The sequence below is a fragment of the Pseudomonas sp. PS01301 genome, assembly GCF_029960215.1.
GTDB lineage: Bacteria > Pseudomonadota > Gammaproteobacteria > Pseudomonadales > Pseudomonadaceae > Aquipseudomonas > Aquipseudomonas coleopterorum.
This window is the reverse complement of record NZ_JASCPM010000023.1, coordinates 21598-41279: the sequence shown is the minus strand read 5'-3', so window position 1 is coordinate 41279 and position 19682 is coordinate 21598. Positions and strand designations below refer to the sequence as shown.

Annotated in this window: 29 protein-coding genes; 1 reads left to right on the top strand and 28 read right to left on the bottom strand. The window is 57.8% G+C overall.

The annotated features are described in order from the left end of the window. Nucleotides 1-11: 11 nt before the first annotated feature. The 3 genes from QMX89_RS13700 to QMX89_RS13690 form a co-directional block, all read right to left on the bottom strand. Nucleotides 12-1145, bottom strand: a complete 1134-nt coding sequence (locus QMX89_RS13700) for an acyltransferase (RefSeq protein ID WP_282348608.1) — start codon at nt 1143-1145, stop codon at nt 12-14. 292 nt (nt 1146-1437) lie between these two features. After that, nucleotides 1438-1968 (bottom strand): single-stranded DNA-binding protein, encoded by a 531-nt coding sequence (locus QMX89_RS13695; protein ID WP_043192553.1) that lies wholly within the window; start codon nt 1966-1968, stop codon nt 1438-1440. Between the two features lie 9 nt (nt 1969-1977). Then, a complete protein-coding gene (locus QMX89_RS13690; RefSeq protein WP_282348607.1) occupies nt 1978-3372 on the bottom strand; it encodes an MFS transporter in 1395 nt (464 codons plus the stop codon). A gap of 165 nt (nt 3373-3537) precedes the next feature. Between QMX89_RS13690 and uvrA the strand changes: the two genes are divergently transcribed. Further along, entirely contained in the window at nt 3538-6372 is a 2835-nt protein-coding gene (uvrA, locus tag QMX89_RS13685; protein ID WP_282348606.1) for an excinuclease ABC subunit UvrA, read from the top strand. Nucleotides 6373-6509: 137 nt separating this feature from the next. Here the strand turns inward: uvrA and bfr are convergent, their stop codons facing one another. From bfr to rpsS, 25 genes are all read right to left on the bottom strand, one after another. Then, the gene (gene bfr, locus QMX89_RS13680; protein ID WP_049860778.1) at nt 6510-6974 is read right to left on the bottom strand and encodes a bacterioferritin; all 465 of its coding nucleotides are present in this window, start codon (nt 6972-6974) and stop codon (nt 6510-6512) included. A gap of 154 nt (nt 6975-7128) precedes the next feature. Then, nucleotides 7129-8577, bottom strand: coding sequence for a catalase (locus tag QMX89_RS13675; RefSeq protein ID WP_282348604.1), 1449 nt, complete (start codon nt 8575-8577; stop codon nt 7129-7131). A 181-nt stretch (nt 8578-8758) separates the two neighbouring features. Continuing rightward, nucleotides 8759-9145, bottom strand: a complete 387-nt coding sequence (gene rplQ / locus QMX89_RS13670; protein ID WP_043192543.1) for a 50S ribosomal protein L17 — start codon at nt 9143-9145, stop codon at nt 8759-8761. 42 nt (nt 9146-9187) lie between these two features. Then, nucleotides 9188-10189, bottom strand: a complete 1002-nt coding sequence (gene rpoA, locus QMX89_RS13665) for a DNA-directed RNA polymerase subunit alpha (protein WP_007924176.1) — start codon at nt 10187-10189, stop codon at nt 9188-9190. A 22-nt stretch (nt 10190-10211) separates the two neighbouring features. After that, the gene (gene rpsD, locus QMX89_RS13660; RefSeq protein ID WP_043192542.1) at nt 10212-10832 is read right to left on the bottom strand and encodes a 30S ribosomal protein S4; all 621 of its coding nucleotides are present in this window, start codon (nt 10830-10832) and stop codon (nt 10212-10214) included. Nucleotides 10833-10850: 18 nt separating this feature from the next. Continuing rightward, nucleotides 10851-11240: a 30S ribosomal protein S11 gene (gene rpsK / locus QMX89_RS13655; RefSeq protein WP_002555466.1), complete on the bottom strand. Its 390-nt coding sequence runs from the start codon at nt 11238-11240 to the stop codon at nt 10851-10853. 30 nt (nt 11241-11270) lie between these two features. Then, entirely contained in the window at nt 11271-11627 is a 357-nt protein-coding gene (rpsM, locus tag QMX89_RS13650; RefSeq protein ID WP_008374135.1) for a 30S ribosomal protein S13, read from the bottom strand. Nucleotides 11628-11756: 129 nt separating this feature from the next. Next, nucleotides 11757-11873 (bottom strand): 50S ribosomal protein L36, encoded by a 117-nt coding sequence (rpmJ, locus tag QMX89_RS13645; RefSeq protein WP_002555468.1) that lies wholly within the window; start codon nt 11871-11873, stop codon nt 11757-11759. Between the two features lie 28 nt (nt 11874-11901). Beyond that, a complete protein-coding gene (gene secY, locus QMX89_RS13640) occupies nt 11902-13233 on the bottom strand; it encodes a preprotein translocase subunit SecY (RefSeq protein ID WP_043192540.1) in 1332 nt (443 codons plus the stop codon). Beyond that, a complete protein-coding gene (rplO, locus tag QMX89_RS13635) occupies nt 13234-13668 on the bottom strand; it encodes a 50S ribosomal protein L15 (RefSeq protein WP_049860776.1) in 435 nt (144 codons plus the stop codon). 3 nt (nt 13669-13671) lie between these two features. Further along, the gene (gene rpmD / locus QMX89_RS13630) at nt 13672-13848 is read right to left on the bottom strand and encodes a 50S ribosomal protein L30 (protein WP_003176408.1); all 177 of its coding nucleotides are present in this window, start codon (nt 13846-13848) and stop codon (nt 13672-13674) included. Nucleotides 13849-13850: 2 nt separating this feature from the next. After that, on the bottom strand, nt 13851-14351 hold the full coding sequence (gene rpsE, locus QMX89_RS13625) for a 30S ribosomal protein S5 (RefSeq protein WP_043192537.1): 501 nt from the start codon (nt 14349-14351) through the stop codon (nt 13851-13853). 3 nt (nt 14352-14354) lie between these two features. Then, nucleotides 14355-14705 carry a 50S ribosomal protein L18 gene (gene rplR / locus QMX89_RS13620; RefSeq protein WP_043192536.1) on the bottom strand — a complete coding sequence of 117 codons (351 nt, stop codon included), beginning with the start codon at nt 14703-14705 and terminating at the stop codon, nt 14355-14357. Between the two features lie 10 nt (nt 14706-14715). Next, complete coding sequence (gene rplF / locus QMX89_RS13615) at nt 14716-15249, bottom strand: 50S ribosomal protein L6 (protein ID WP_043192535.1); 534 nt, start codon at nt 15247-15249, stop codon at nt 14716-14718. A gap of 12 nt (nt 15250-15261) precedes the next feature. After that, nucleotides 15262-15654 carry a 30S ribosomal protein S8 gene (rpsH, locus tag QMX89_RS13610; RefSeq protein ID WP_043192534.1) on the bottom strand — a complete coding sequence of 131 codons (393 nt, stop codon included), beginning with the start codon at nt 15652-15654 and terminating at the stop codon, nt 15262-15264. Between the two features lie 212 nt (nt 15655-15866). Continuing rightward, nucleotides 15867-16172 (bottom strand): 30S ribosomal protein S14, encoded by a 306-nt coding sequence (gene rpsN / locus QMX89_RS13605; protein ID WP_049860775.1) that lies wholly within the window; start codon nt 16170-16172, stop codon nt 15867-15869. 13 nt (nt 16173-16185) lie between these two features. Beyond that, entirely contained in the window at nt 16186-16725 is a 540-nt protein-coding gene (gene rplE / locus QMX89_RS13600) for a 50S ribosomal protein L5 (RefSeq protein WP_049860774.1), read from the bottom strand. A 20-nt stretch (nt 16726-16745) separates the two neighbouring features. Further along, nucleotides 16746-17060 (bottom strand): 50S ribosomal protein L24, encoded by a 315-nt coding sequence (gene rplX, locus QMX89_RS13595; protein WP_049860773.1) that lies wholly within the window; start codon nt 17058-17060, stop codon nt 16746-16748. A gap of 11 nt (nt 17061-17071) precedes the next feature. Beyond that, complete coding sequence (rplN, locus tag QMX89_RS13590; protein WP_003243907.1) at nt 17072-17440, bottom strand: 50S ribosomal protein L14; 369 nt, start codon at nt 17438-17440, stop codon at nt 17072-17074. Nucleotides 17441-17463: 23 nt separating this feature from the next. Next, nucleotides 17464-17730, bottom strand: coding sequence for a 30S ribosomal protein S17 (gene rpsQ, locus QMX89_RS13585; RefSeq protein WP_043192528.1), 267 nt, complete (start codon nt 17728-17730; stop codon nt 17464-17466). A gap of 2 nt (nt 17731-17732) precedes the next feature. Next, nucleotides 17733-17924 carry a 50S ribosomal protein L29 gene (gene rpmC / locus QMX89_RS13580; RefSeq protein ID WP_002555481.1) on the bottom strand — a complete coding sequence of 64 codons (192 nt, stop codon included), beginning with the start codon at nt 17922-17924 and terminating at the stop codon, nt 17733-17735. Then, nucleotides 17924-18337 (bottom strand): 50S ribosomal protein L16, encoded by a 414-nt coding sequence (gene rplP / locus QMX89_RS13575; RefSeq protein WP_003176421.1) that lies wholly within the window; start codon nt 18335-18337, stop codon nt 17924-17926. Before rplP ends, rpmC begins: the two co-directional genes overlap by 1 nt. A 12-nt stretch (nt 18338-18349) precedes the next feature. Further along, nucleotides 18350-19036 carry a 30S ribosomal protein S3 gene (gene rpsC / locus QMX89_RS13570; RefSeq protein ID WP_003176422.1) on the bottom strand — a complete coding sequence of 229 codons (687 nt, stop codon included), beginning with the start codon at nt 19034-19036 and terminating at the stop codon, nt 18350-18352. 13 nt (nt 19037-19049) lie between these two features. Beyond that, on the bottom strand, nt 19050-19382 hold the full coding sequence (gene rplV, locus QMX89_RS13565; RefSeq protein ID WP_003103908.1) for a 50S ribosomal protein L22: 333 nt from the start codon (nt 19380-19382) through the stop codon (nt 19050-19052). 11 nt (nt 19383-19393) lie between these two features. Further along, nucleotides 19394-19669: a 30S ribosomal protein S19 gene (rpsS, locus tag QMX89_RS13560; protein ID WP_002555486.1), complete on the bottom strand. Its 276-nt coding sequence runs from the start codon at nt 19667-19669 to the stop codon at nt 19394-19396. Nucleotides 19670-19682 lie beyond the last annotated feature (13 nt).

Genomic DNA, 19682 nt, shown 5'->3' with positions numbered 1-19682 from the left:
GCGCCGCAGCCTCAGCCCGGCACGGCCCGCGCAGGCAATCGCTGCCCCAGTAAACGACGCCCCCACTTCTGTCCGTTGACCTCGATCAGGTGGTAGGTGACGAAGGAAATTCCGATCACGGCCAGCAATACCAGGCCCACGAGCAGGTTGTTGAGCCACGGATAACCGCTATCCAGGTAACGGAAATCTCCGAACACCGGCGCCAGTGGCAACCCGGTCTTCTTCTCCAGCACCATGAACAGCAGGATCAACACACTCAAAATGATCACATGGGTCAGGTAGATCGAGTATGACAGCCGCCCCAGCAACTCGAACAGACGCGCCTTGAGCAGGCTGGAAACAATGCCGGCATCGAACGCATACAAGGTCACAGTCACGCAGAACAGCACGCTAGCCAGCACGGCCTTGTTCGGGCTGTCGCTGCTCAAGGTCCACACAATCAAAGCGCCCGCCAGCATTTCCAGCAGCGATGCCACGCCAAACCCCAGCTGCACCCGTTGGCGCAGCGCTTCGAACACCTTGTAGCACAAGGCACCAGCGAAGAAGCAGGTCAGCCCCTTGTAGGCCAGCGCGGTAAACGGCCCCGACCCGCTGTACAGCATCGCCACGGCGACGATGACGATCCCCGCCCACACCAGCACCCGCCGCGCCGACGTGCACAGCACCACCGCGGCGAAAATCAGATACATGTAGTACTCGATGCTGATGCTCCAGGAGGGGTAGTTGAACGACATGTTCTCGGTCAACGGCGTCCATGCCTGGATCAGCAACAGGTTTGGCAGGATCTGCGAAGGCGCATACATGCCGGTGAACGGCTCCTTGTTGAAGCTGACCCCCTGCTGCGCCGCGCCCCACTTCACGAACTCGAAGACGATGAACACTCCCAGCAGGCACACATGCAGTGGCGCCAGACGAAACGTACGCAGAATGAAGAACCGCCGCAGGTCCAGATCGCGCCGCGCACCATAGGCATGAGTGATCACGAACCCGCTGAGCACGAAGAAGAAGTCGACGAAAAGATCGGCACTGCGAAAGAACGCCAGCTCGGTCAGGCTGCCCACCACATGCAGGTGGTACAACACCACCGCCAATGCGCAGATGCCGCGAAGACTGTCGAGCGCATGAAAGCGATGACCTGATGCCATGGAATGATTCCGTTCGATGGGGTGTATCGGCTGCAGGCATTGCGCTGTGAGCAACAGCACGCGGGCAACAGGACGCGAAGTTTCGAAAAAGCTTAGTGAAGCGACGGGGCCGCGGCAAGAGAATACGCGATGCATATATTTATATTTTGCCGCTGCAAAAACAGCTGAAAAACTGACGCCAAATCAGGCTGCGAAGGCCGATTGCAAGCCGCGACCTCGCCTGCTTTTTGGCGAGCAACAAAAAGCCCCGCTGCCGGGTGGCAGCGGGGCTTTTTCGGTTCAGGCGGGCAGCTTAGAACGGAATATCATCATCAAAGCTGTCAAAGTCCGGAGCCGGTTGCTGCGCCGGCTGCTGCTGGGCAGGCGGAGCCGAACGCTGCTGCGGTGCCGACTGCTGCGGACGCGGGGCCTGCTGACGGGGAGCCGGTGCCGACTGCTGGTAGTTGTTGCCACCGCCACCCTGCTGGTCGTTGTTCTGCGGACGGCCGCCCAGCAGCTGCATGGTGCCCTGCATGTCGACGATGATCTCGGTGGTGTACCGCTTGATACCGTCCTTTTCCCACTCGCGGGTCTGCAGCTTGCCTTCGATGTACACCTGCGAGCCTTTGCGCAGGTACTCACCGGCGATCTCCGCGACCTTGCCGAACATCGACACACGGTGCCACTCGGTACGCTCGACCTTCTGGCCGCTCTGCTTGTCGGTCCACTGCTCGCTGGTGGCCAGGCTCAGGTTGGTGACCGCGTTGCCGTTGGGCAGGTAGCGAACTTCCGGATCCTGACCACAGGTGCCGACCAAAATGACTTTGTTAACCCCACGGGCCATATCGTTCTCCTAGGCTTCGCACGCTGTCGGCGCTGGGTTGACCAGGCGCTCGAGGGCGGTGCGATCCAAAATTTCTTTGTCCAATTTGATATAGATGGCAGCTTCTTCTGCTACCACCACCGCATCTGTTACACCGGGCACGGTTTTCAACCGCTCGGCCAATCCCGTCTCGCGCATCGCTTGGGGCGAAAGCGGCAAGCGCAGACTGGTCACGTAGGGTGGTTCGCGCATAGTAACAGCTATGGCCAGCCACAGGGCGCACAGCGCCGCGCATCCGATGAAGACCACACCCAGGCCACCGTGCTGGAACAGCCAGCCACCCAGGATGCCGCCCATGGCCGACCCCATGAACTGACTGGTGGAATACACCCCCATGGCCGTCCCCTTGCCACCGGCCGGCGAAACCTTGCTGATCAACGAAGGCAGCGACGCCTCGAGCAGGTTGAACGCGGTGAAGAACACCACCGTACCGATCACCAGCGCCTTGAGACCGTCGCCGAACGCCCAGAAGAACAGCTCCACCAGCATCAGGGTTGCCACCGCGCCCAGCAGAACACGCTTCATCTTGCGCTTCTTTTCGCCGTAGATGATGAACGGAATCATTGCGAAAAAAGATACGACCAGCGCCGTCAGGTAAACCCACCAATGCTGTTCCTTGGGCAACCCGGCGCGCTCCACCAGCGCCAGCGGCAAGGCGACGAAGCTGGCCATCAGGATCGAGTGGAGGACGAAGATGCCCAGGTCCAGGCGCAGCAGGTCGGGGTGCTTGAGCGTGGCCAGCATCTCGCCCCGGGCCACGCCGGACTCGCGATGCCGAGTGTGGGCCGTTGCCTTGGGCACGACGAAGGCTACCAGCACGATGCCGACCAGAGCCAGCACACCGGTCGCCAGGAACAGCCCATGCAGGCCGAAGGCGCGGGTCAGCAGCGGCCCGACCACCATCGCCACGGCGAAGGACACACCGATGCTCATGCCAATCATGGCCATCGCCTTGGTACGGTTCTGCTCGCGAGTCAGGTCCGAGAGCAGAGCCATGACCGCCGCCGATATCGCCCCGGCACCCTGCAGGATGCGTCCTGCGATTACGCCCCAGATGGAATCGGCCTGGGCCGCGACCACACTGCCGATGGCGAAGATCACCAGGCCGCCGTAGATCACCGGGCGACGGCCGATGCGGTCGGAAATGACCCCGAAAGGGATTTGCAGAAAGGCTTGGGTCAAGCCATAGGCGCCGATCGCCAGACCGATCAAGGCCGGGGTGGCACCTGCCAGGTCCATGCCATAGGTCGCCAGTACCGGCAAGACCATGAACATGCCCAGCATGCGGAAAGCGAACACCAGGGCCAACCCGCTGGCTGCGCGGGTTTCACCGCTGCTCATGCGTTCGCTGTGGGGATCGTGCATGGATAAACCTCGTGTGAACCGGTGACGATTCTACCAGTCCCACCCATTAACGGCACAGATGGCGACGCTATGACGCGCCTTCTTCATCTTTGCGCGCACGCACCGTGCGGTGCCATTGACAAGCCCCGTATACTCACCTGTTTACGCCCGCCGCGCGAGGCCGCCTTGGACAAGATTCTGGTACGTGGGGCTCGAACCCACAATTTGAAAAACATCGACCTGACCCTGCCCCGTGACAAATTGATCGTCATTACTGGGCTGTCGGGTTCAGGCAAATCCTCCCTGGCTTTCGACACCCTCTACGCCGAAGGCCAACGCCGCTACGTCGAATCGCTGTCGGCCTATGCCCGGCAGTTCCTGTCGATGATGGAAAAGCCCGACGTCGACACCATCGAAGGTCTGTCGCCGGCCATTTCCATCGAACAGAAGTCGACGTCGCACAACCCCCGCTCCACCGTCGGCACCATCACCGAGATCTACGACTACCTACGCCTGCTCTACGCCCGCGTAGGGACGCCGCGCTGCCCGGATCACGACATCCCGCTGGAAGCCCAGACCGTCAGCCAGATGGTCGACCTGGTCCTGGCCCAGCCCGAAGGCGCGCGGCTGATGCTGCTGGCCCCGGTCATCCGTGAGCGCAAAGGCGAACACCTGGCCATTTTCGAAGAGCTGCGCGCCCAGGGCTTCGTCCGCGCGCGCATCAACGGCAAGCTCTACGAGATGGACGAACTGCCCAAGCTCGACAAGCAGAAGAAGCACACCATCGAAGTCGTCGTGGACCGCTTCAAGGTCCGTTCCGACTTGCAGCAACGCCTGGCCGAATCCTTCGAGACGGCCCTGAAGCTGGCCGATGGCATCGCTCTGATCGCCTCGATGGATGACGACGCGTTCGAAGAGATCATCTTCTCCGCACGTTTCGCCTGCCCGATCTGCGGACATGCGATCAGCGAGCTGGAGCCCAAGCTGTTCTCCTTCAACAACCCGGCCGGTGCCTGCCCGACCTGCGATGGCCTGGGTGTGAAGCAGTTCTTCGACAACAAGCGCCTGGTAAACGGCGAGCTGACCCTGGCCGAGGGCGCGATCCGCGGCTGGGACAGGCGCAACGTCTATTACTTCCAGATGCTCGGCTCGCTCGCCAGCCACTACCAGTTCAGCCTGGACGTGCCGTTCAATGAACTGCCTGCCGACCAGCAGAAAGTCATCCTCACCGGCAGCGGCACCCATAATGTCGACTTCCGCTACCTGAATGACCGGGGCGATATCGTCAAGCGCTCGCACCCCTTCGAGGGCATCGTGCCCAACCTCGAGCGCCGCTACCGCGAAACCGAATCGGCCAGCGTGCGTGAGGAACTCGCCAAATTCCTCAGCACCCAGCCATGCCCAGACTGCCGCGGCACTCGCCTGCGCCGCGAGGCACGTCACGTATGGGTGGGCGAAAAAACCCTGCCTGCCGTCACGGGTCTGCCGATCGGCGATGCCACGGATTATTTCGGCAGCCTCAGTCTGACCGGTCGCAAGGGTGAAATCGCCGACAAGATCCTCAAGGAAATCCGCGAGCGCCTGCAGTTCCTCGTCAACGTAGGCCTGGACTACCTGACCCTGGACCGCAGCGCCGACACCCTGTCCGGCGGCGAGGCCCAGCGCATCCGCCTGGCCAGCCAGATCGGCGCGGGCCTGGTGGGCGTCATGTACATCCTCGACGAGCCATCCATTGGTCTGCACCAACGCGACAACGACCGCCTGCTGGGTACCCTCAAGCACCTGCGCGACATCGGTAATACCGTCATTGTCGTCGAGCATGACGAAGATGCCATTCGCCTCGCCGACTACGTGGTCGACATCGGCCCCGGCGCCGGCGTCCACGGTGGCCACATCGTCGCCCAGGGTACCGCACAGGAGGTCATGGACCATCCTGACTCACTGACGGGCAAGTACCTGTCCGGCCGCGTGAAGATCGCCGTACCTGCCAAGCGCACACCACGCAACAAGAAGCTTGCCCTGACCCTGAAGGGCGCCCGCGGCAACAACCTGCGCAACGTCGATCTGGAGATCCCGATCGGCCTGCTCACCTGCGTGACCGGCGTGTCAGGCTCGGGCAAGTCGACGCTGATCAACAACACTCTGTTCCCCCTCAGTGCAACTGCCCTGAACGGCGCAACCACGCTGGAAGCGTCTGCACACGACAGCATCAATGGCCTGCAGCACCTGGACAAGGTCGTGGACATCGATCAAAGCCCGATCGGACGTACGCCACGCTCCAACCCGGCCACCTACACCGGGCTGTTCACGCCGATCCGTGAACTGTTCGCCGGGGTTCCTGAGTCGCGTTCACGCGGCTATGGCCCGGGCCGATTCTCCTTCAACGTCAAGGGCGGACGCTGTGAAGCCTGTCAGGGCGACGGCTTGATCAAGGTCGAAATGCACTTCCTGCCTGACATCTACGTGCCGTGCGACGTCTGCAAGAGCAAGCGCTACAACCGCGAAACCCTGGAGATCAAGTACAAGGGCAAGAACATCCACGAAACACTCGAGATGACCATCGAGGAAGCTCGTGAATTCTTCGACGCGGTACCGGCGCTTGCCCGCAAATTGCAGACGCTGATGGACGTGGGCCTTTCCTACATCAAGCTGGGCCAGTCGGCGACTACGCTGTCTGGTGGCGAAGCGCAGCGGGTCAAGCTGTCGCGCGAACTGTCCAAGCGCGACACGGGCAAAACCCTCTACATCCTCGACGAACCCACAACAGGCCTGCATTTTGCCGACATCCAGCAATTGCTCGACGTGCTGCATCGTCTGCGCGATCACGGCAACACCGTGGTGGTGATCGAGCACAATCTGGACGTCATCAAGACGGCCGACTGGCTGGTCGACCTGGGTCCGGAAGGCGGATCCAAAGGTGGCCAGATCATCGCCGTCGGCACCCCGGAGCAGGTCGCCGAGATGAAGCAGTCCTATACCGGCCACTACCTCAAGCCCCTGCTGGAACGCGACAAAGCCTGAAAACAAAAAGCCCCGCGCAAGCGGGGCTTTTCTCAACACAATCCCTGTATCAGCAGCGCGACCCTGTAGAAGCGGCGCAAGCCGCGTCAGCGATCTCTACATTCCACCGGCCGAATCAAACCACAGCCTGCCATCGATCAGAACTGCGACTGCAGATAATTCTCCAGCCCAATCGACTTGATCAGCCCCTGCTGCTTTTCCAACCAATACGTATGGTCTTCCTCGGTATCCGCCAACTGCACGCGCAGAATGTCGCGGGTCACGTAGTCATTGTGCTGTTCGCACAACTCGATCCCCTTGCACAGCGCAGCGCGCACCTTGTATTCCAAACGCAGATCGGCGGCGATCATGCTCGGCACATCGGTCCCGACCTCGAGATCGTCCGGGCGCATGCGCGGCGTGCCTTCGAGCATCAGGATGCGGCGCATCAAGGCGTCGGCATGACCCGCCTCTTCTTCCATTTCGTGATTGATGCGCTCGAAGAGCTTGGCGAAGCCCCAGTCCTCGTACATCCGCGAGTGGATGAAATACTGGTCACGGGCAGCCAGCTCGCCAGTGAGCAAAGTATTGAGGTAATCGATTACGTCCGGGTGGCCTTGCATCGCCGTAGATCTCCTAGCAGAAAGGCATAGTTTGAACCAAGGTTGCGGATACGTCACGGCCTGCGGTGCAGAAATACGCTAAAAAGCAGAGAAAAAGTGACGAAATAAAGCGAAAAACCGCCCAAATGAGGGCGGTTCTTTTTATCACTTAGGTTCAGCCGAGCTGGATGCCCAAGGCTTTGGCGATGCCATTACCGTAGGCTTCATCGGCATGGTAGAAGTGCTGCAGCTGGCGCTCCACCACGTCCGCGCTCACACCCATCATCGCACCGGTGATGTTGTCGATCAGCAGCGCCTGCTGCTCGGCACTCATCAAACGGAACAGAGCACCAGCCTGGCTGTAGTAGTCCGCGTCCACGCGATGATCGAAGCGATCCGCATCGCCATGCAAGGCCAAGGCAGGTTCGCGGTACTGAGGCGCTTGCTTGGGCGCATCTGCATAGCTGTTCGGCTCGTAGTTGGGTGCTGCCCCGCCATTGCTGCCAAACGCCATGGAGCCGTCTCGCTGGTACGAATGAACCGGGCTGCGCGGCGCGTTCACCGGCAGTTGCTGGTGATTGGTTCCGACGCGATAGCGGTGAGCATCGGCGTAAGCGAACACACGACCCTGCAGCATGCGGTCAGGTGACAGCCCTACACCGGGCACCATGTTGCTCGGGCCAAAGGTCGCTTGCTCGACTTCGGCAAAGTAGTTCAGCGGATTACGGTTCAGTTCCAGCATGCCCACTTCGATCAACGGGAACTCCTTCTGCGACCAGGTCTTGGTCACGTCGAAGGGATTCTCGTGATGACGGTTCGCCTGGTCCTCGCTCATGATCTGCATGCATACGCGCCACTTGGGGTAATCCCCACGCTCGATCGCATCGAACAGATCGCGCTGAGCGTAATCCGGATCGGTGCCGGCAATACGAGCCGCGTCGGCAGGTGCCAGGTTCTTGATCCCCTGAGCCGTCTTGTAGTGCCACTTGACCCAGTGCCGCTCGCCCTTGGCGTTGATCAGGCTGTAAGTATGGCTACCAAAGCCGTGCATGTGACGATAGCCATCAGGAATACCCCGATCCGAGAACAGGATGGTGACCTGATGCAATGACTCAGGCGAATGCGACCAGAAGTCCCACATCATCTGCGCACTTTTCAGGTTGCTCTGAGGCAAGCGCTTCTGTGTGTGGATAAAGTCTGGAAACTTCATCGGATCGCGAATGAAGAACACAGGCGTGTTATTGCCTACGATGTCCCAGTTGCCTTCCTCGGTGTAGAACTTGAGCGCGAAACCACGCGGGTCGCGCTCGGTATCTGCCGAACCACGCTCGCCACCCACGGTGGAGAACCGCAAGAAGGTTTCGGTCTGCTTGCCTACCGCGCTGAACAGCTTGGCGCTGGAGTATTCAGTGATGTCCCGAGTGACGGTAAAGGTACCGTATGCGCCCGAACCTTTGGCATGCACGCGACGTTCTGGAATGTTCTCGCGGTTGAAGTGCGCGAGTTTTTCAATCAGATGGAAATCGTCCAGCAACAAGGGACCACGAGGTCCCGCCGAGCGGGAATTCTGGTTGTCGGCGACAGGTGCGCCGCTGGCAGTGGTGAGGATCTTGCTCTGGCTCATGGACGATGTTCCTTGGTCTGGCTTGCTGTGTAGGTGCCGACTTGAGCGGCTTGAAGCAAGTATCCGAGAATCCTATCCATAGCACTAATCGAGAAATTATCTTTAGCCGATAGATTTTGGCTAACGAGCAGGCATAAAAAAACCGGGCCAGGGCCCGGTTTTTCAGAACAGACTTTTCGTCTTATTCGGCAGCTTCAACCGAGCCACCGACAGGACGATCAACCAGCTCGACGTACGCCATAGGTGCGTTATCGCCAGCGCGGAAGCCGCACTTGAGGATACGCAGGTAGCCGCCCTGACGGGTTGCATAGCGCTTGCCCAGATCGTTGAACAGCTTACCAACCATTTCTTTCGAGCGAGTACGGTCGAAAGCGAGACGGCGGTTTGCAACGCTGTCCACCTTGGCCAGAGTGATCAGCGGCTCGGCAACGCGGCGCAGTTCCTTGGCTTTTGGCAGGGTAGTCTTGATCAGCTCGTGCTCGAACAGCGACACCGCCATGTTCTGAAACATGGCCTTGCGGTGCGAGCTGGTACGGCTCAGGTGACGTCCACTTTTACGATGACGCATGGTTCATTCCTTACCAAACACTACGTTCGGTGATTACGACGATCAGGCAGTCGCCTTGTCGTCCTTCTTAAGACTTGCAGGCGGCCAGTTGTCGAGGCGCATGCCGAGGGACAGACCGCGGGAGGCCAGAACGTCCTTGATTTCAGTCAAGGATTTCTTGCCCAGGTTCGGAGTCTTCAACAGTTCTACTTCGGTACGCTGAATCAGGTCGCCGATGTAGTAAATGTTTTCCGCCTTAAGGCAGTTAGCCGAACGTACAGTCAGTTCCAGATCGTCAACCGGGCGAAGCAGGATCGGATCGATCTCGTCTTCTTGCTCGATTACCACAGGCTCGCTGTCACCTTTGAGATCGACGAACGCAGCCAGCTGCTGTTGCAGGATGGTTGCAGCGCGACGGATAGCCTCTTCAGGATCCAGGGTACCGTTGGTTTCCAGATCAATAACCAGCTTGTCCAGGTTGGTGCGCTGCTCGACACGGGCGTTTTCCACCACGTATGCGATACGACGTACCGGGCTGAACGAAGAATCGAGCTGCAAGCGACCAATGCTGCGGCTTTCGTCTTCATCGCTTTGACGCGAGTCGGCCGGTTCATAACCACGACCACGAGCTACGACGAGCTTCATGTTCAGGGCGCCGTTAGACGCCAGGTTAGCGATTACGTGATCGGGATTAACGATCTCGACATCATGATCCAGCTGAATATCGGCAGCGGTAACCACCCCCGAACCCTTTTTCGACAAGGTCAGCGTAACTTCGTCACGACCGTGCAGCTTGATAGCCAGGCCTTTCAGGTTCAACAGGATTTCAATGACGTCTTCCTGTACACCTTCGATGGCGCTGTACTCGTGGAGTACACCGTCAATCTCGGCCTCGACTACTGCGCAGCCGGGCATTGAGGACAACAGGATGCGTCGCAGCGCGTTGCCCAGGGTATGGCCGAAACCACGCTCGAGAGGCTCGAGAGTGATTTTGGCGCGGGTTGGACTGACGACCTGCACATCAATGTGGCGGGGCGTCAGGAACTCATTTACCGAAATCTGCATGGATGCACCTATTTTCTAGCCCTTACTTGGAGTAGAGCTCGACAATCAGGCTTTCGTTGATGTCGGCGGACAGATCACTGCGAGCAGGAACGTTCTTGAAAACGCCCGACTTCTTCTCAGTGTCTACTTCTACCCATTCTACGCGGCCACGTTGGGCACACAGATCGAGAGCTTGGACAATGCGAAGCTGGTTTTTTGCTTTCTCGCGAATCGCGACCACGTCACCAGCACGAACCTGGTAGGACGGAACGTTAACGGTCTTGCCGTTGACGCTGACGGACTTGTGCGATACCAACTGACGGGATTCGGCACGAGTCGAGCCGAAGCCCATACGGTATACAACGTTGTCCAGACGGCATTCGAGCAGTTGCAGCAGGTTCTCACCGGTTGCGCCTTTCTTGCCGGCAGCTTCCTTGTAGTAACCGCTGAACTGACGCTCGAGAACGCCATAGATACGACGGACTTTCTGCTTTTCACGCAGCTGGGTGCCGTAGTCGGACTGGCGGCCACGGCGCTGACCGTGGATACCTGGGGCTGCTTCGATATTGCACTTCGATTCCAGGGCGCGAACGCCGCTTTTCAGGAACAGGTCAGTGCCTTCACGACGAGCCAGTTTGCATTTTGGACCAATGTAACGAGCCATTATCTATCGTCTCCTGAATTACACGCGGCGCTTCTTCGGCGGACGGCACCCGTTATGCGGGATTGGCGTCACGTCGGTGATGCTGGCGATCTTATAGCCACAGCCGTTCAATGCACGGACAGCGGACTCACGACCTGGACCTGGACCCTTGACGTTGACGTCGAGGTTCTTCAGGCCATATTCCAGCGCAGCTTGACCAGCACGCTCAGCAGCCACCTGGGCAGCGAACGGGGTGGACTTGCGAGAACCGCGGAAACCCGAACCGCCGGAAGTAGCCCAGGACAGGGCGTTACCTTGACGATCGGTAATGGTCACGATGGTGTTGTTGAAAGACGCGTGGATGTGGGCGATGCCATCAACCACTGTCTTTTTGACTTTCTTACGAGGACGAGCAGCAGGTTTTGCCATGACTAGATTCCTGTCGATTCGCTGGTGCGATTACTTGCGGATCGGCTTACGCGGACCTTTACGGGTACGCGCGTTGGTCTTGGTACGCTGACCGCGTACTGGCAGACCACGACGATGACGAAGACCGCGGTAGCAGCCCAGATCCATCAAGCGCTTGATTTTCATGTTGATTTCGCGGCGCAGATCACCTTCGGTGGTGAACTTCGCCACTTCGCCACGCAGCTGTTCAATCTGCTCGTCGCTCAGATCCTTGATCTTTGCGGCTGGGTTGACCCCAGTGTCTGCACAGATTTTCTGTGCAGTAGTGCGACCAACACCATAGATGTAGGTCAGCGAGATAACAGTGTGCTTGTTATCTGGAATGTTGACGCCTGCAATACGGGCCATTCAGTGGGACTCCAATTGACAGCTACCTACGCCCCGGAAGCCAAGAAATAGGGCGCGAGATAATATCGCTGTAATAACAAATAATCAACCCGGCAGCGCACTAGCTGCCGGGCTTGTAGCACATCACAGTCAGCCTTGGCGCTGTTTGTGACGCGGCTCTGCGCTGCAAATGACTCGAACGACGCCTTCGCGACGAATGATTTTGCAGTTACGGCACAGCTTTTTCACCGATGCACGAACTTTCATTGCCAACTCCTCGAACCTTAAGGGACTGTCAGCGCAGCAGACCGCTGCCACCGTAGCCTTTCAGGTTGGCTTTCTTCATCAGGGATTCGTACTGGTGCGAAACGAGGTGCGATTGTACTTGGGACATAAAGTCCATCACAACCACTACCACAATCAGCAACGAGGTCCCGCCAAGGTAGAACGGAACGTTTGCAGCCACCACCAGAAACTGTGGAAGCAAGCAGACGCACATCATGTACAGGGCACCGAACATGGTCAAACGAGTCAAAACGCCATCAATGTAGCGCGCCGACTGTTCGCCCGGACGAATACCCGGAATAAAGGCACCGGACTTCTTCAGGTTTTCCGCTACGTCTTTCGGATTGAACATCAACGCCGTATAGAAGAAGCAGAAGAAAATGATCCCTGCACTAAACAGCAGAATGTTCAACGGCTGACCAGGAGCGATCGACTGCGAGACGTCCTGCAACCAGCCCATACCTTCGGACTGACCGAACCAGGAGCCCAGCGAAGCCGGGAACAGCAAGATGCTGCTCGCGAAAATGGCAGGAATCACACCGGCCATGTTCACTTTCAGCGGCAAGTGGCTCGTCTGCGCAGCGAAGACCTTGCGGCCCTGCTGACGCTTGGCATAGTGAACGGCGATTCGCCGCTGACCACGCTCGATGAACACCACGAAACCGATAATCGCCACCGCCAGCAGACCGATTGCAACCAGCGCGAAGATGTTGATGTCGCCCTGACGTGCAGACTCGAAAGACTGCCCTATCGCTCTCGGAAGACCAGCAACGATACCCGCGAAGATCAACATCGAGATACCGTTACCCACACCACGCTCAGTAATCTGCTCACCCAGCCACATCATGAACATGGCGCCCGCCACGAACGTGGAGACCGCCACGAAGTAGAAGCTGAAGCTTGCAGTGAACGCCACACCCTGGTTGGCCAGGCCGATCGACATGCCGATCGCCTGCACCAAGGCCAGGATGACGGTGCCATAGCGGGTGTACTGGCTGATCTTGCGACGGCCAGCTTCACCTTCCTTCTTCAACTGCTCCAGCTGCGGGCTCACGGCGGTCATCAGCTGCATGATGATCGATGCCGAAATGTACGGCATGATCCCCAGTGCAAAGATGCTCATCCGTTCCAGCGCGCCACCGGAAAACATGTTGAACAAGCTAAGAATGGTCCCCTCATTCTGTCGAAACAGGTCTGCGAGTCGGTCCGGGTTGATACCTGGAACCGGGATGTGTGCGCCAATTCTGTAGACGATGATCGCCAGGAACAGAAAACGCAGACGAGCCCAGAGTTCAGACATACCGCCCTTGCCTAGCGCTGAGAGAGCACCTTGCTTAGCCATTTATTCCTCGAACTTGCCGCCAGCTGCTTCGATAGCCGCACGCGCACCTTTGGTGGCGGCGATACCCTGGATGGTTACAGCGCGAGTCACTTCGCCCGACAGCATGATTTTCACACGCTGAACGTTCTGGTTGATCACGTTGGCATCCTTCAGGGACTGCACGGAGACGATGTCGCCTTCCACTTTGGCCAGCTCGGACAGACGCACTTCTGCGCGGTCCATGGCTTTCAGGGAAACGAAACCGAACTTCGGCAGGCGACGATGCAGCGGCTGTTGACCGCCTTCAAAGCCTGGAGCGATGGTGCCACCGGAGCGGGAGGTCTGACCTTTGTGGCCGCGGCCACCGGTCTTGCCCAAACCACTACCGATACCACGACCCGGACGGTGCTTTTCGCGACGCGAACCGGGAGCTGGACTCAGATCATTGAGTTTCATCGATTAACCCTCTACGCGAAGCATGTAGTAGGCCTTGTTGATCATCCCGCGATTCTCGGGAGTATCCTGGACTTCTACAGTGTGACCGATGCGACGCAGACCCAGACCCTTAACGCACAGTTTGTGGTTAGGGATACGGCCGGTCATGCTTTTGATCAGCGTAACTTTTACGGTAGCCATGATCAGATGATCTCCTCAACGTTCAGACCGCGCTTGGCGGCGATGGACGACGGGGACTGCATGGCTTTCAGACCCTTGAACGTAGCGTGAACCACGTTGACGGGGTTGGTGGAGCCGTAGCACTTGGCCAGAACGTTCTGGACACCAGCGACTTCGAGAACGGCACGCATTGCGCCGCCAGCGATGATACCGGTACCTTCCGAAGCAGGCTGCATGTACACCTTCGAAGCGCCGTGGGCAGACTTCATGGCGTACTGCAAGGTGGTCCCGTTCAGGTCCACTTGAATCATGTTGCGACGAGCTGCTTCCATAGCTTTCTGGATGGCAGCAGGCACTTCACGAGACTTGCCACGGCCGAAGCCAACACGGCCCTTGCCATCACCTACCACGGTCAACGCGGTGAAGGTGAAGATACGGCCGCCTTTGACGGTCTTGGCAACGCGGTTAACTTGAACCAGCTTCTCGATGTAGCCTTCGTCGCGCTTTTGGTCGTTATTTGACATAACTTAGAACTCCAGCCCAGCTTCACGAGCGCCATCGGCCAGCGCTTTGACGCGACCGTGGTACTTGAAGCCAGAGCGGTCGAAAGCCACCTGCGAGACGCCAGCGGCCTTAGCACGCGAAGCGACCAGCTGGCCAACCTTAGTGGCCGCGTCAATGTTGCCAGTGGCACCATCACGCAATTCTTTGTCCAAAGTCGAGGCACTTGCCAGGACCTTGCTGCCGTCGGCCGAGATGACCTGGGCATAGATGTGCTGCGAAGAGCGGAACACGCAGAGACGCACGACTTCGAGTTCGTGCATTTTCAGGCGTGCTTTGCGAGCGCGACGCAGTCGAGTAACTTTTTTGTCGGTCATTTGCTATGCCCTACTTCTTCTTGGCTTCTTTACGGCGGACGACTTCGTCTGCGTAACGTACACCTTTGCCTTTGTAAGGCTCTGGCGGACGGAAATCGCGGATTTCAGCGGCCACTTGACCCACCAGCTGCTTGTCGATGCCCTTGATCAGGATATCGGTCTGGCTAGGAGTCTCAGCGGTGATGCCTTGCGGCAACTCGTAATCCACCGGATGAGAGAAGCCCAGCGACAGGTTCAGCACTGTGCCTTTTGCTTGTGCCTTGTAGCCAACACCGACCAGCTGGAGCTTGCGCTCGAAGCCTTGGCTTACGCCCTGGACCATGTTGTTGACCAAAGCGCGAGTGGTACCGGCCATTGCACGGGTCTGCTGATCGCCATTCTTGGCAGCGAAACGCAGTTCGCCAGCCTCTTCAACGATTTCAACCGACGAGTGAACGTTCAGTTCCAGAGTGCCCTTGGCACCCTTCACCGAAAGCTGTTGGCCGGCGAATTTGACTTCGACACCAGCTGGCAGCTTAACGGGGTTCTTAGCGACGCGAGACATGCTTATCCCCCCTTAGAACACTGTGCAAAGTACTTCGCCGCCGACACCGGCAGCGCGCGCAGCACGATCCGTCATCACACCTTTGTTGGTGGAGACGATGGATACGCCGAGACCGCCACGAACTTTTGGCAGATCTTCAACGGATTTGTACTGACGCAGGCCTGGACGACTTACGCGCTTGACTTCCTCGATGACCGGACGGCCTTCGAAGTATTTCAGCTCGATGGAAAGCGACGGTTTTGCTTCGCTGCTTACCTGAAAACCCGCGATGTAACCTTCGTCCTTCAGAACTTTGGCCACAGCTACCTTCAACGTGGAAGATGGCATGCTTACGACGGACTTTTCAGCCATCTGGGCATTACGGATTCGAGTTAGCATGTCCGCTAACGGGTCCTGCATACTCATGGGCTAGACGCTCCTGATACAAAAATAATTAGCCTTGCGGCTACAACGTCGCCGAGCGTGTGATCCGGTCCAAAAACCCGGGCTCAGGCGAGCCGGCAATTCTAGACGTACGCCAGAAATGAATCAAGCCCCATAAGGGGCTTGATTCAATCGCCATGACACCGGCGGTCGGTTGATTGCTCAATTTTCCGCCGGCACCAGGCCGGTCCGACTTACCAGCTGGCTTTTACCAGACCTGGTACGTCACCGCGCATGGCGGCCTGGCGCAGCATGTTACGGCCGAGGCCGAACTTGCGGTATACGCCATGTGGACGACCAGTCAGGCGGCAGCGGTTACGCATGCGCGAGGCGCTTGCGTCACGTGGCTGCTTCTGCAGAGCTACGGAAGCATTCCAGCGTTCTTCTTCACTTGCGTTCAGATCGACGATGATAGCTTTCAGCTCAGCACGCTTCTTGGCGTATTTAGCTACCGTCAGCTGACGCTTCAGCTCACGGTTCTTCATGCTCTTCTTGGCCATTTTCCTACTCCAATCAGTTGCGGAACGGGAAGTTGAAAGCACGCAGCAAGGCGCGACCTTCTTCATCCGAACGAGCAGTGGTGGTCAGGGTAATGTCCAGACCGCGCAGAGCATCGATCTTGTCGTAATCGATTTCCGGGAAAATGATCTGCTCTTTCACGCCCATGCTGTAGTTGCCACGACCATCGAAGGACTTGGCATTCAGGCCGCGGAAGTCGCGTACCCGAGGCAGGGAGATCGCCAGCAGGCGGTCCAGGAATTCGTACATCTTTTCGCGACGCAAGGTCACCTTGACACCGATCGGCCAGCCTTCACGGACTTTGAAGCCCGCGATGGATTTACGAGCGAAGGTCACAACGGCTTTCTGGCCGGTGATCTTCTCGATGTCGGCTACAGCGTGCTCGATGACTTTCTTGTCGCCGATCGCTTCGCCCAGACCCATGTTCAGGGTGATCTTGGTAACGCGCGGAACTTCCATCACGTTCGCCAGCTTAAGTTCTTCCTTAAGCTTGGGAGCGATTTCCTTCCGGTAAATCTCTTTCAGTCGTGCCATGGTCTTCTACCTAGCAGTGTTCAAGCATCAACCGCTTTTTGGGTCGACTTGAAGACACGAATTTTTTTGCCTTCTTCTACTTTGAAACCAACGCGGTCAGCCTTGTTGGTTTCGCCGTTGAAAATGGCGACGTTGGAAGCGTGCAGAGGCGCTTCTTTCTCGACGATACCGCCCTGTACGCCCGACATCGGGTTAGGCTTGGTATGACGCTTCACCAGGTTGACCCCACCAACGACCAGACGGTCGTCAGCGAGAACCTTGAGCACCTTACCGCGCTTGCCTTTGTCTTTGCCGGCGATCACGATGATCTCGTCGTCACGACGAATCTTTTGCATGTCGGATCTCCTTACAGCACTTCTGGGGCGAGCGAGACGATCTTCATGAACTTCTCAGAACGAAGTTCACGGGTCACTGGCCCAAAGATACGGGTGCCGATTGGCTCTTGCTTGTTGTTCAACAGAACAGCAGCGTTGCCATCGAAGCGGATGATGGAGCCGTCAGCACGACGTACGCCGTGGCGAGTGCGGACTACAACAGCAGTCATCACTTGACCCTTCTTCACCTTGCCACGAGGAATTGCTTCCTTCACGGTCACCTTGATGATGTCGCCGATGCCAGCGTACCGGCGGTGCGAGCCGCCCAGTACCTTGATGCACATGACGCGACGAGCGCCGCTGTTATCGGCCACATCGAGCATGGATTGAGTCTGAATCATAGAATTTCTCCGACCCCTAGCCCTTAGACTTCAACAGCGCGTTCGAGAACGTCAACCAGTGCCCAGGACTTGGTCTTGGCCAGCGGACGGGTTTCACGAATAGTGACCTTGTCGCCGATCTTGCACTGATTGGTTTCGTCGTGAGCGTGCAGCTTAGTCGAACGCTTAACGTATTTACCGTAGATCGGGTGCTTTACGCGACGCTCGATCAATACGGTGATGGTTTTGTCCATCTTGTCGCTGACCACACGGCCAGTCAGCGTACGGACGGTTTTTTCGGCTTCAGCCATGATCACTTACCTGCCTGCTGGTTGAGCACAGTTTTCACGCGAGCGATGTCGCGCTTCACTTGCGAGAGCAGGTGAGACTGCCCCAACTGGCCAGTTGCTTTCTGCATGCGCAGATTGAACTGGTCGCGCAGCAAGCCGAGCAGTTGCTCGTTCAGTTGCTGTGCTGATTTTTCACGAAGTTCATTCGCTTTCATCACATCACCGTCCGCTTAACAAAGGAGGTGGCGAGAGGCAGCTTTGCAGCCGCCAAGGCGAAAGCCTCACGCGCCAGCTCTTCGGAAACACCCTCGATTTCATACAGGACTTTGCCTGGCTGAATCTGGGCAACCCAATATTCCACGTTACCCTTACCTTTACCCATACGAACTTCGAGGGGCTTTTTGGAGATAGGCTTGTCCGGGAATACACGGATCCAGATCTTGCCGCCACGTTTTACGTGACGGGTCAGTGCACGACGCGCTGACTCGATCTGACGAGCGGTGAGACGACCACGAGCTACAGACTTCAGCGCGAACTCGCCGAAGCTGACTTTGCTACCGCGCTGAGCCAGACCACGGTTGTGGCCAGTCATCTGCTTGCGGAACTTCGTACGCTTAGGTTGCAACATTTGGCGTACCCCTTACTTAGCAGCTTTTTTACGAGGCGCAGGTGCTTGTGGTTTCAGTTCTTCTTGGCGACCACCGATTACTTCGCCTTTGAAAATCCAAACCTTCACACCGATCACACCGTAGGTGGTGTGAGCTTCGTAGTTGGCATAGTCGATGTCGGCACGCAGGGTGTGCAATGGCACACGACCTTCGCGATACCATTCAGTACGTGCGATTTCAGCACCGCCGAGACGACCGCTCACTTGGATCTTGATGCCTTTGGCACCAATGCGCATGGCGTTCTGTACGGCGCGCTTCATGGCGCGACGGAACATCACACGACGCTCCAGCTGCTGAGCTACGCTCTGCGCAACCAGCATACCGTCGAGCTCCGGCTTGCGGATCTCTTCGATATTGATGTGCACAGGCACACCCATTTGCTTGGTCAGGTCCTGACGCAGCTTCTCAACGTCCTCACCTTTCTTCCCGATAACGATACCAGGACGAGCGGTGTGAATGGTGATGCGTGCAGTTTGGGCCGGACGATGGATATCGATACGGCTTACGGACGCGCTTTTTAGTTTGTCTTGGAGATACTCACGCACCTTCAGATCTGCGAACAAGTAGTCCGCATAAGTCCGACCGTCTGCGTACCAGACGGAGGTGTGCTCCTTGACGATTCCCAGGCGAATGCCAATGGGATGTACTTTCTGACCCATCTGATCGACTCCGTTACTTGTCAGCAACCTTGACAGTGATATGGCAAGACCGCTTGACGATGCGATCAGCCCGGCCTTTGGCACGAGGCATGATGCGCTTCAGCGAACGCCCTTCGTTGACGAAAACGGTGCTGACCTTCAGGTCATCAACGTCTGCGCCTTCGTTGTGCTCGGCGTTGGCTACGGCCGACTCCAGCACTTTCTTCATGATTTCCGCGGCTTTTTTACTGCTAAAAGCCAGCAGGTTGAGCGCTTCGCCCACCTTCTTCCCGCGGATCTGGTCGGCGACCAAGCGGGCTTTCTGGGCGGAGATTCGAGCGCCCGACAACTTAGCGGCTACTTCCATTTCCTTACCCCTTAACGCTTGGCTTTCTTGTCAGCCACGTGCCCGCGATATGTACGGGTACCGGCGAACTCGCCCAGTTTGTGGCCGACCATGTCTTCGTTCACGAGAACGGGGACGTGCTGACGACCGTTGTGTACTGCGATGGTCAGACCGACCATTTGTGGCAGGATCATCGAACGACGCGACCAGGTCTTAACTGGTTTGCGATCGTTCTTTTCCGCCGCCACTTCGATCTTCTTCAGTAGGTGAAGATCAATAAAAGGACCTTTTTTCAGAGAACGTGGCACTGTCGTATCCCTC

Bases quoted from the DNA above. Each gene is read 5' to 3' on its own strand.
- QMX89_RS13700 (WP_282348608.1), bottom strand. From the start codon at position 1,145: ATGGCATCAGGTCATCGCTTTCATGCGCTCGACAGTCTTCGCGGCATC.
- QMX89_RS13695 (WP_043192553.1), bottom strand. From the start codon at position 1,968: ATGGCCCGTGGGGTTAACAAAGTCATTTTGGTCGGCACCTGTGGTCAG.
- QMX89_RS13690 (WP_282348607.1), bottom strand. From the start codon at position 3,372: ATGCACGATCCCCACAGCGAACGCATGAGCAGCGGTGAAACCCGCGCA.
- bfr (WP_049860778.1), bottom strand. From the start codon at position 6,974: ATGCAAGGCCACCCGGACGTAATCGATTACCTCAATACTTTGCTCACT.
- QMX89_RS13675 (WP_282348604.1), bottom strand. From the start codon at position 8,577: ATGAGCCAGAGCAAGATCCTCACCACTGCCAGCGGCGCACCTGTCGCC.
- rplQ (WP_043192543.1), bottom strand. From the start codon at position 9,145: ATGCGTCATCGTAAAAGTGGACGTCACCTGAGCCGTACCAGCTCGCAC.
- rpoA (WP_007924176.1), bottom strand. From the start codon at position 10,189: ATGCAGATTTCGGTAAATGAGTTCCTGACGCCCCGCCACATTGATGTG.
- rpsD (WP_043192542.1), bottom strand. From the start codon at position 10,832: ATGGCTCGTTACATTGGTCCAAAATGCAAACTGGCTCGTCGTGAAGGC.
- rpsK (WP_002555466.1), bottom strand. From the start codon at position 11,240: ATGGCAAAACCTGCTGCTCGTCCTCGTAAGAAAGTCAAAAAGACAGTG.
- rpsM (WP_008374135.1), bottom strand. From the start codon at position 11,627: ATGGCCCGTATTGCAGGCGTCAACATTCCAGATAACAAGCACACTGTT.
- rpmJ (WP_002555468.1), bottom strand. From the start codon at position 11,873: ATGAAAGTTCGTGCATCGGTGAAAAAGCTGTGCCGTAACTGCAAAATC.
- secY (WP_043192540.1), bottom strand. From the start codon at position 13,233: ATGGCTAAGCAAGGTGCTCTCTCAGCGCTAGGCAAGGGCGGTATGTCT.
- rplO (WP_049860776.1), bottom strand. From the start codon at position 13,668: ATGAAACTCAATGATCTGAGTCCAGCTCCCGGTTCGCGTCGCGAAAAG.
- rpmD (WP_003176408.1), bottom strand. From the start codon at position 13,848: ATGGCTACCGTAAAAGTTACGCTGATCAAAAGCATGACCGGCCGTATC.
- rpsE (WP_043192537.1), bottom strand. From the start codon at position 14,351: ATGTCAAATAACGACCAAAAGCGCGACGAAGGCTACATCGAGAAGCTG.
- rplR (WP_043192536.1), bottom strand. From the start codon at position 14,705: ATGACCGACAAAAAAGTTACTCGACTGCGTCGCGCTCGCAAAGCACGC.
- rplF (WP_043192535.1), bottom strand. From the start codon at position 15,249: ATGTCTCGCGTCGCTAAGAACCCCGTTAAGCTGCCAGCTGGTGTCGAA.
- rpsH (WP_043192534.1), bottom strand. From the start codon at position 15,654: ATGAGTATGCAGGACCCGTTAGCGGACATGCTAACTCGAATCCGTAAT.
- rpsN (WP_049860775.1), bottom strand. From the start codon at position 16,172: ATGGCCAAGAAGAGCATGAAGAACCGTGAGCTGAAGCGTCAGCTGACG.
- rplE (WP_049860774.1), bottom strand. From the start codon at position 16,725: ATGGCACGACTGAAAGAGATTTACCGGAAGGAAATCGCTCCCAAGCTT.
- rplX (WP_049860773.1), bottom strand. From the start codon at position 17,060: ATGCAAAAGATTCGTCGTGACGACGAGATCATCGTGATCGCCGGCAAA.
- rplN (WP_003243907.1), bottom strand. From the start codon at position 17,440: ATGATTCAGACTCAATCCATGCTCGATGTGGCCGATAACAGCGGCGCT.
- rpsQ (WP_043192528.1), bottom strand. From the start codon at position 17,730: ATGGCTGAAGCCGAAAAAACCGTCCGTACGCTGACTGGCCGTGTGGTC.
- rpmC (WP_002555481.1), bottom strand. From the start codon at position 17,924: ATGAAAGCGAATGAACTTCGTGAAAAATCAGCACAGCAACTGAACGAG.
- rplP (WP_003176421.1), bottom strand. From the start codon at position 18,337: ATGTTGCAACCTAAGCGTACGAAGTTCCGCAAGCAGATGACTGGCCAC.
- rpsC (WP_003176422.1), bottom strand. From the start codon at position 19,036: ATGGGTCAGAAAGTACATCCCATTGGCATTCGCCTGGGAATCGTCAAG.
- rplV (WP_003103908.1), bottom strand. From the start codon at position 19,382: ATGGAAGTAGCCGCTAAGTTGTCGGGCGCTCGAATCTCCGCCCAGAAA.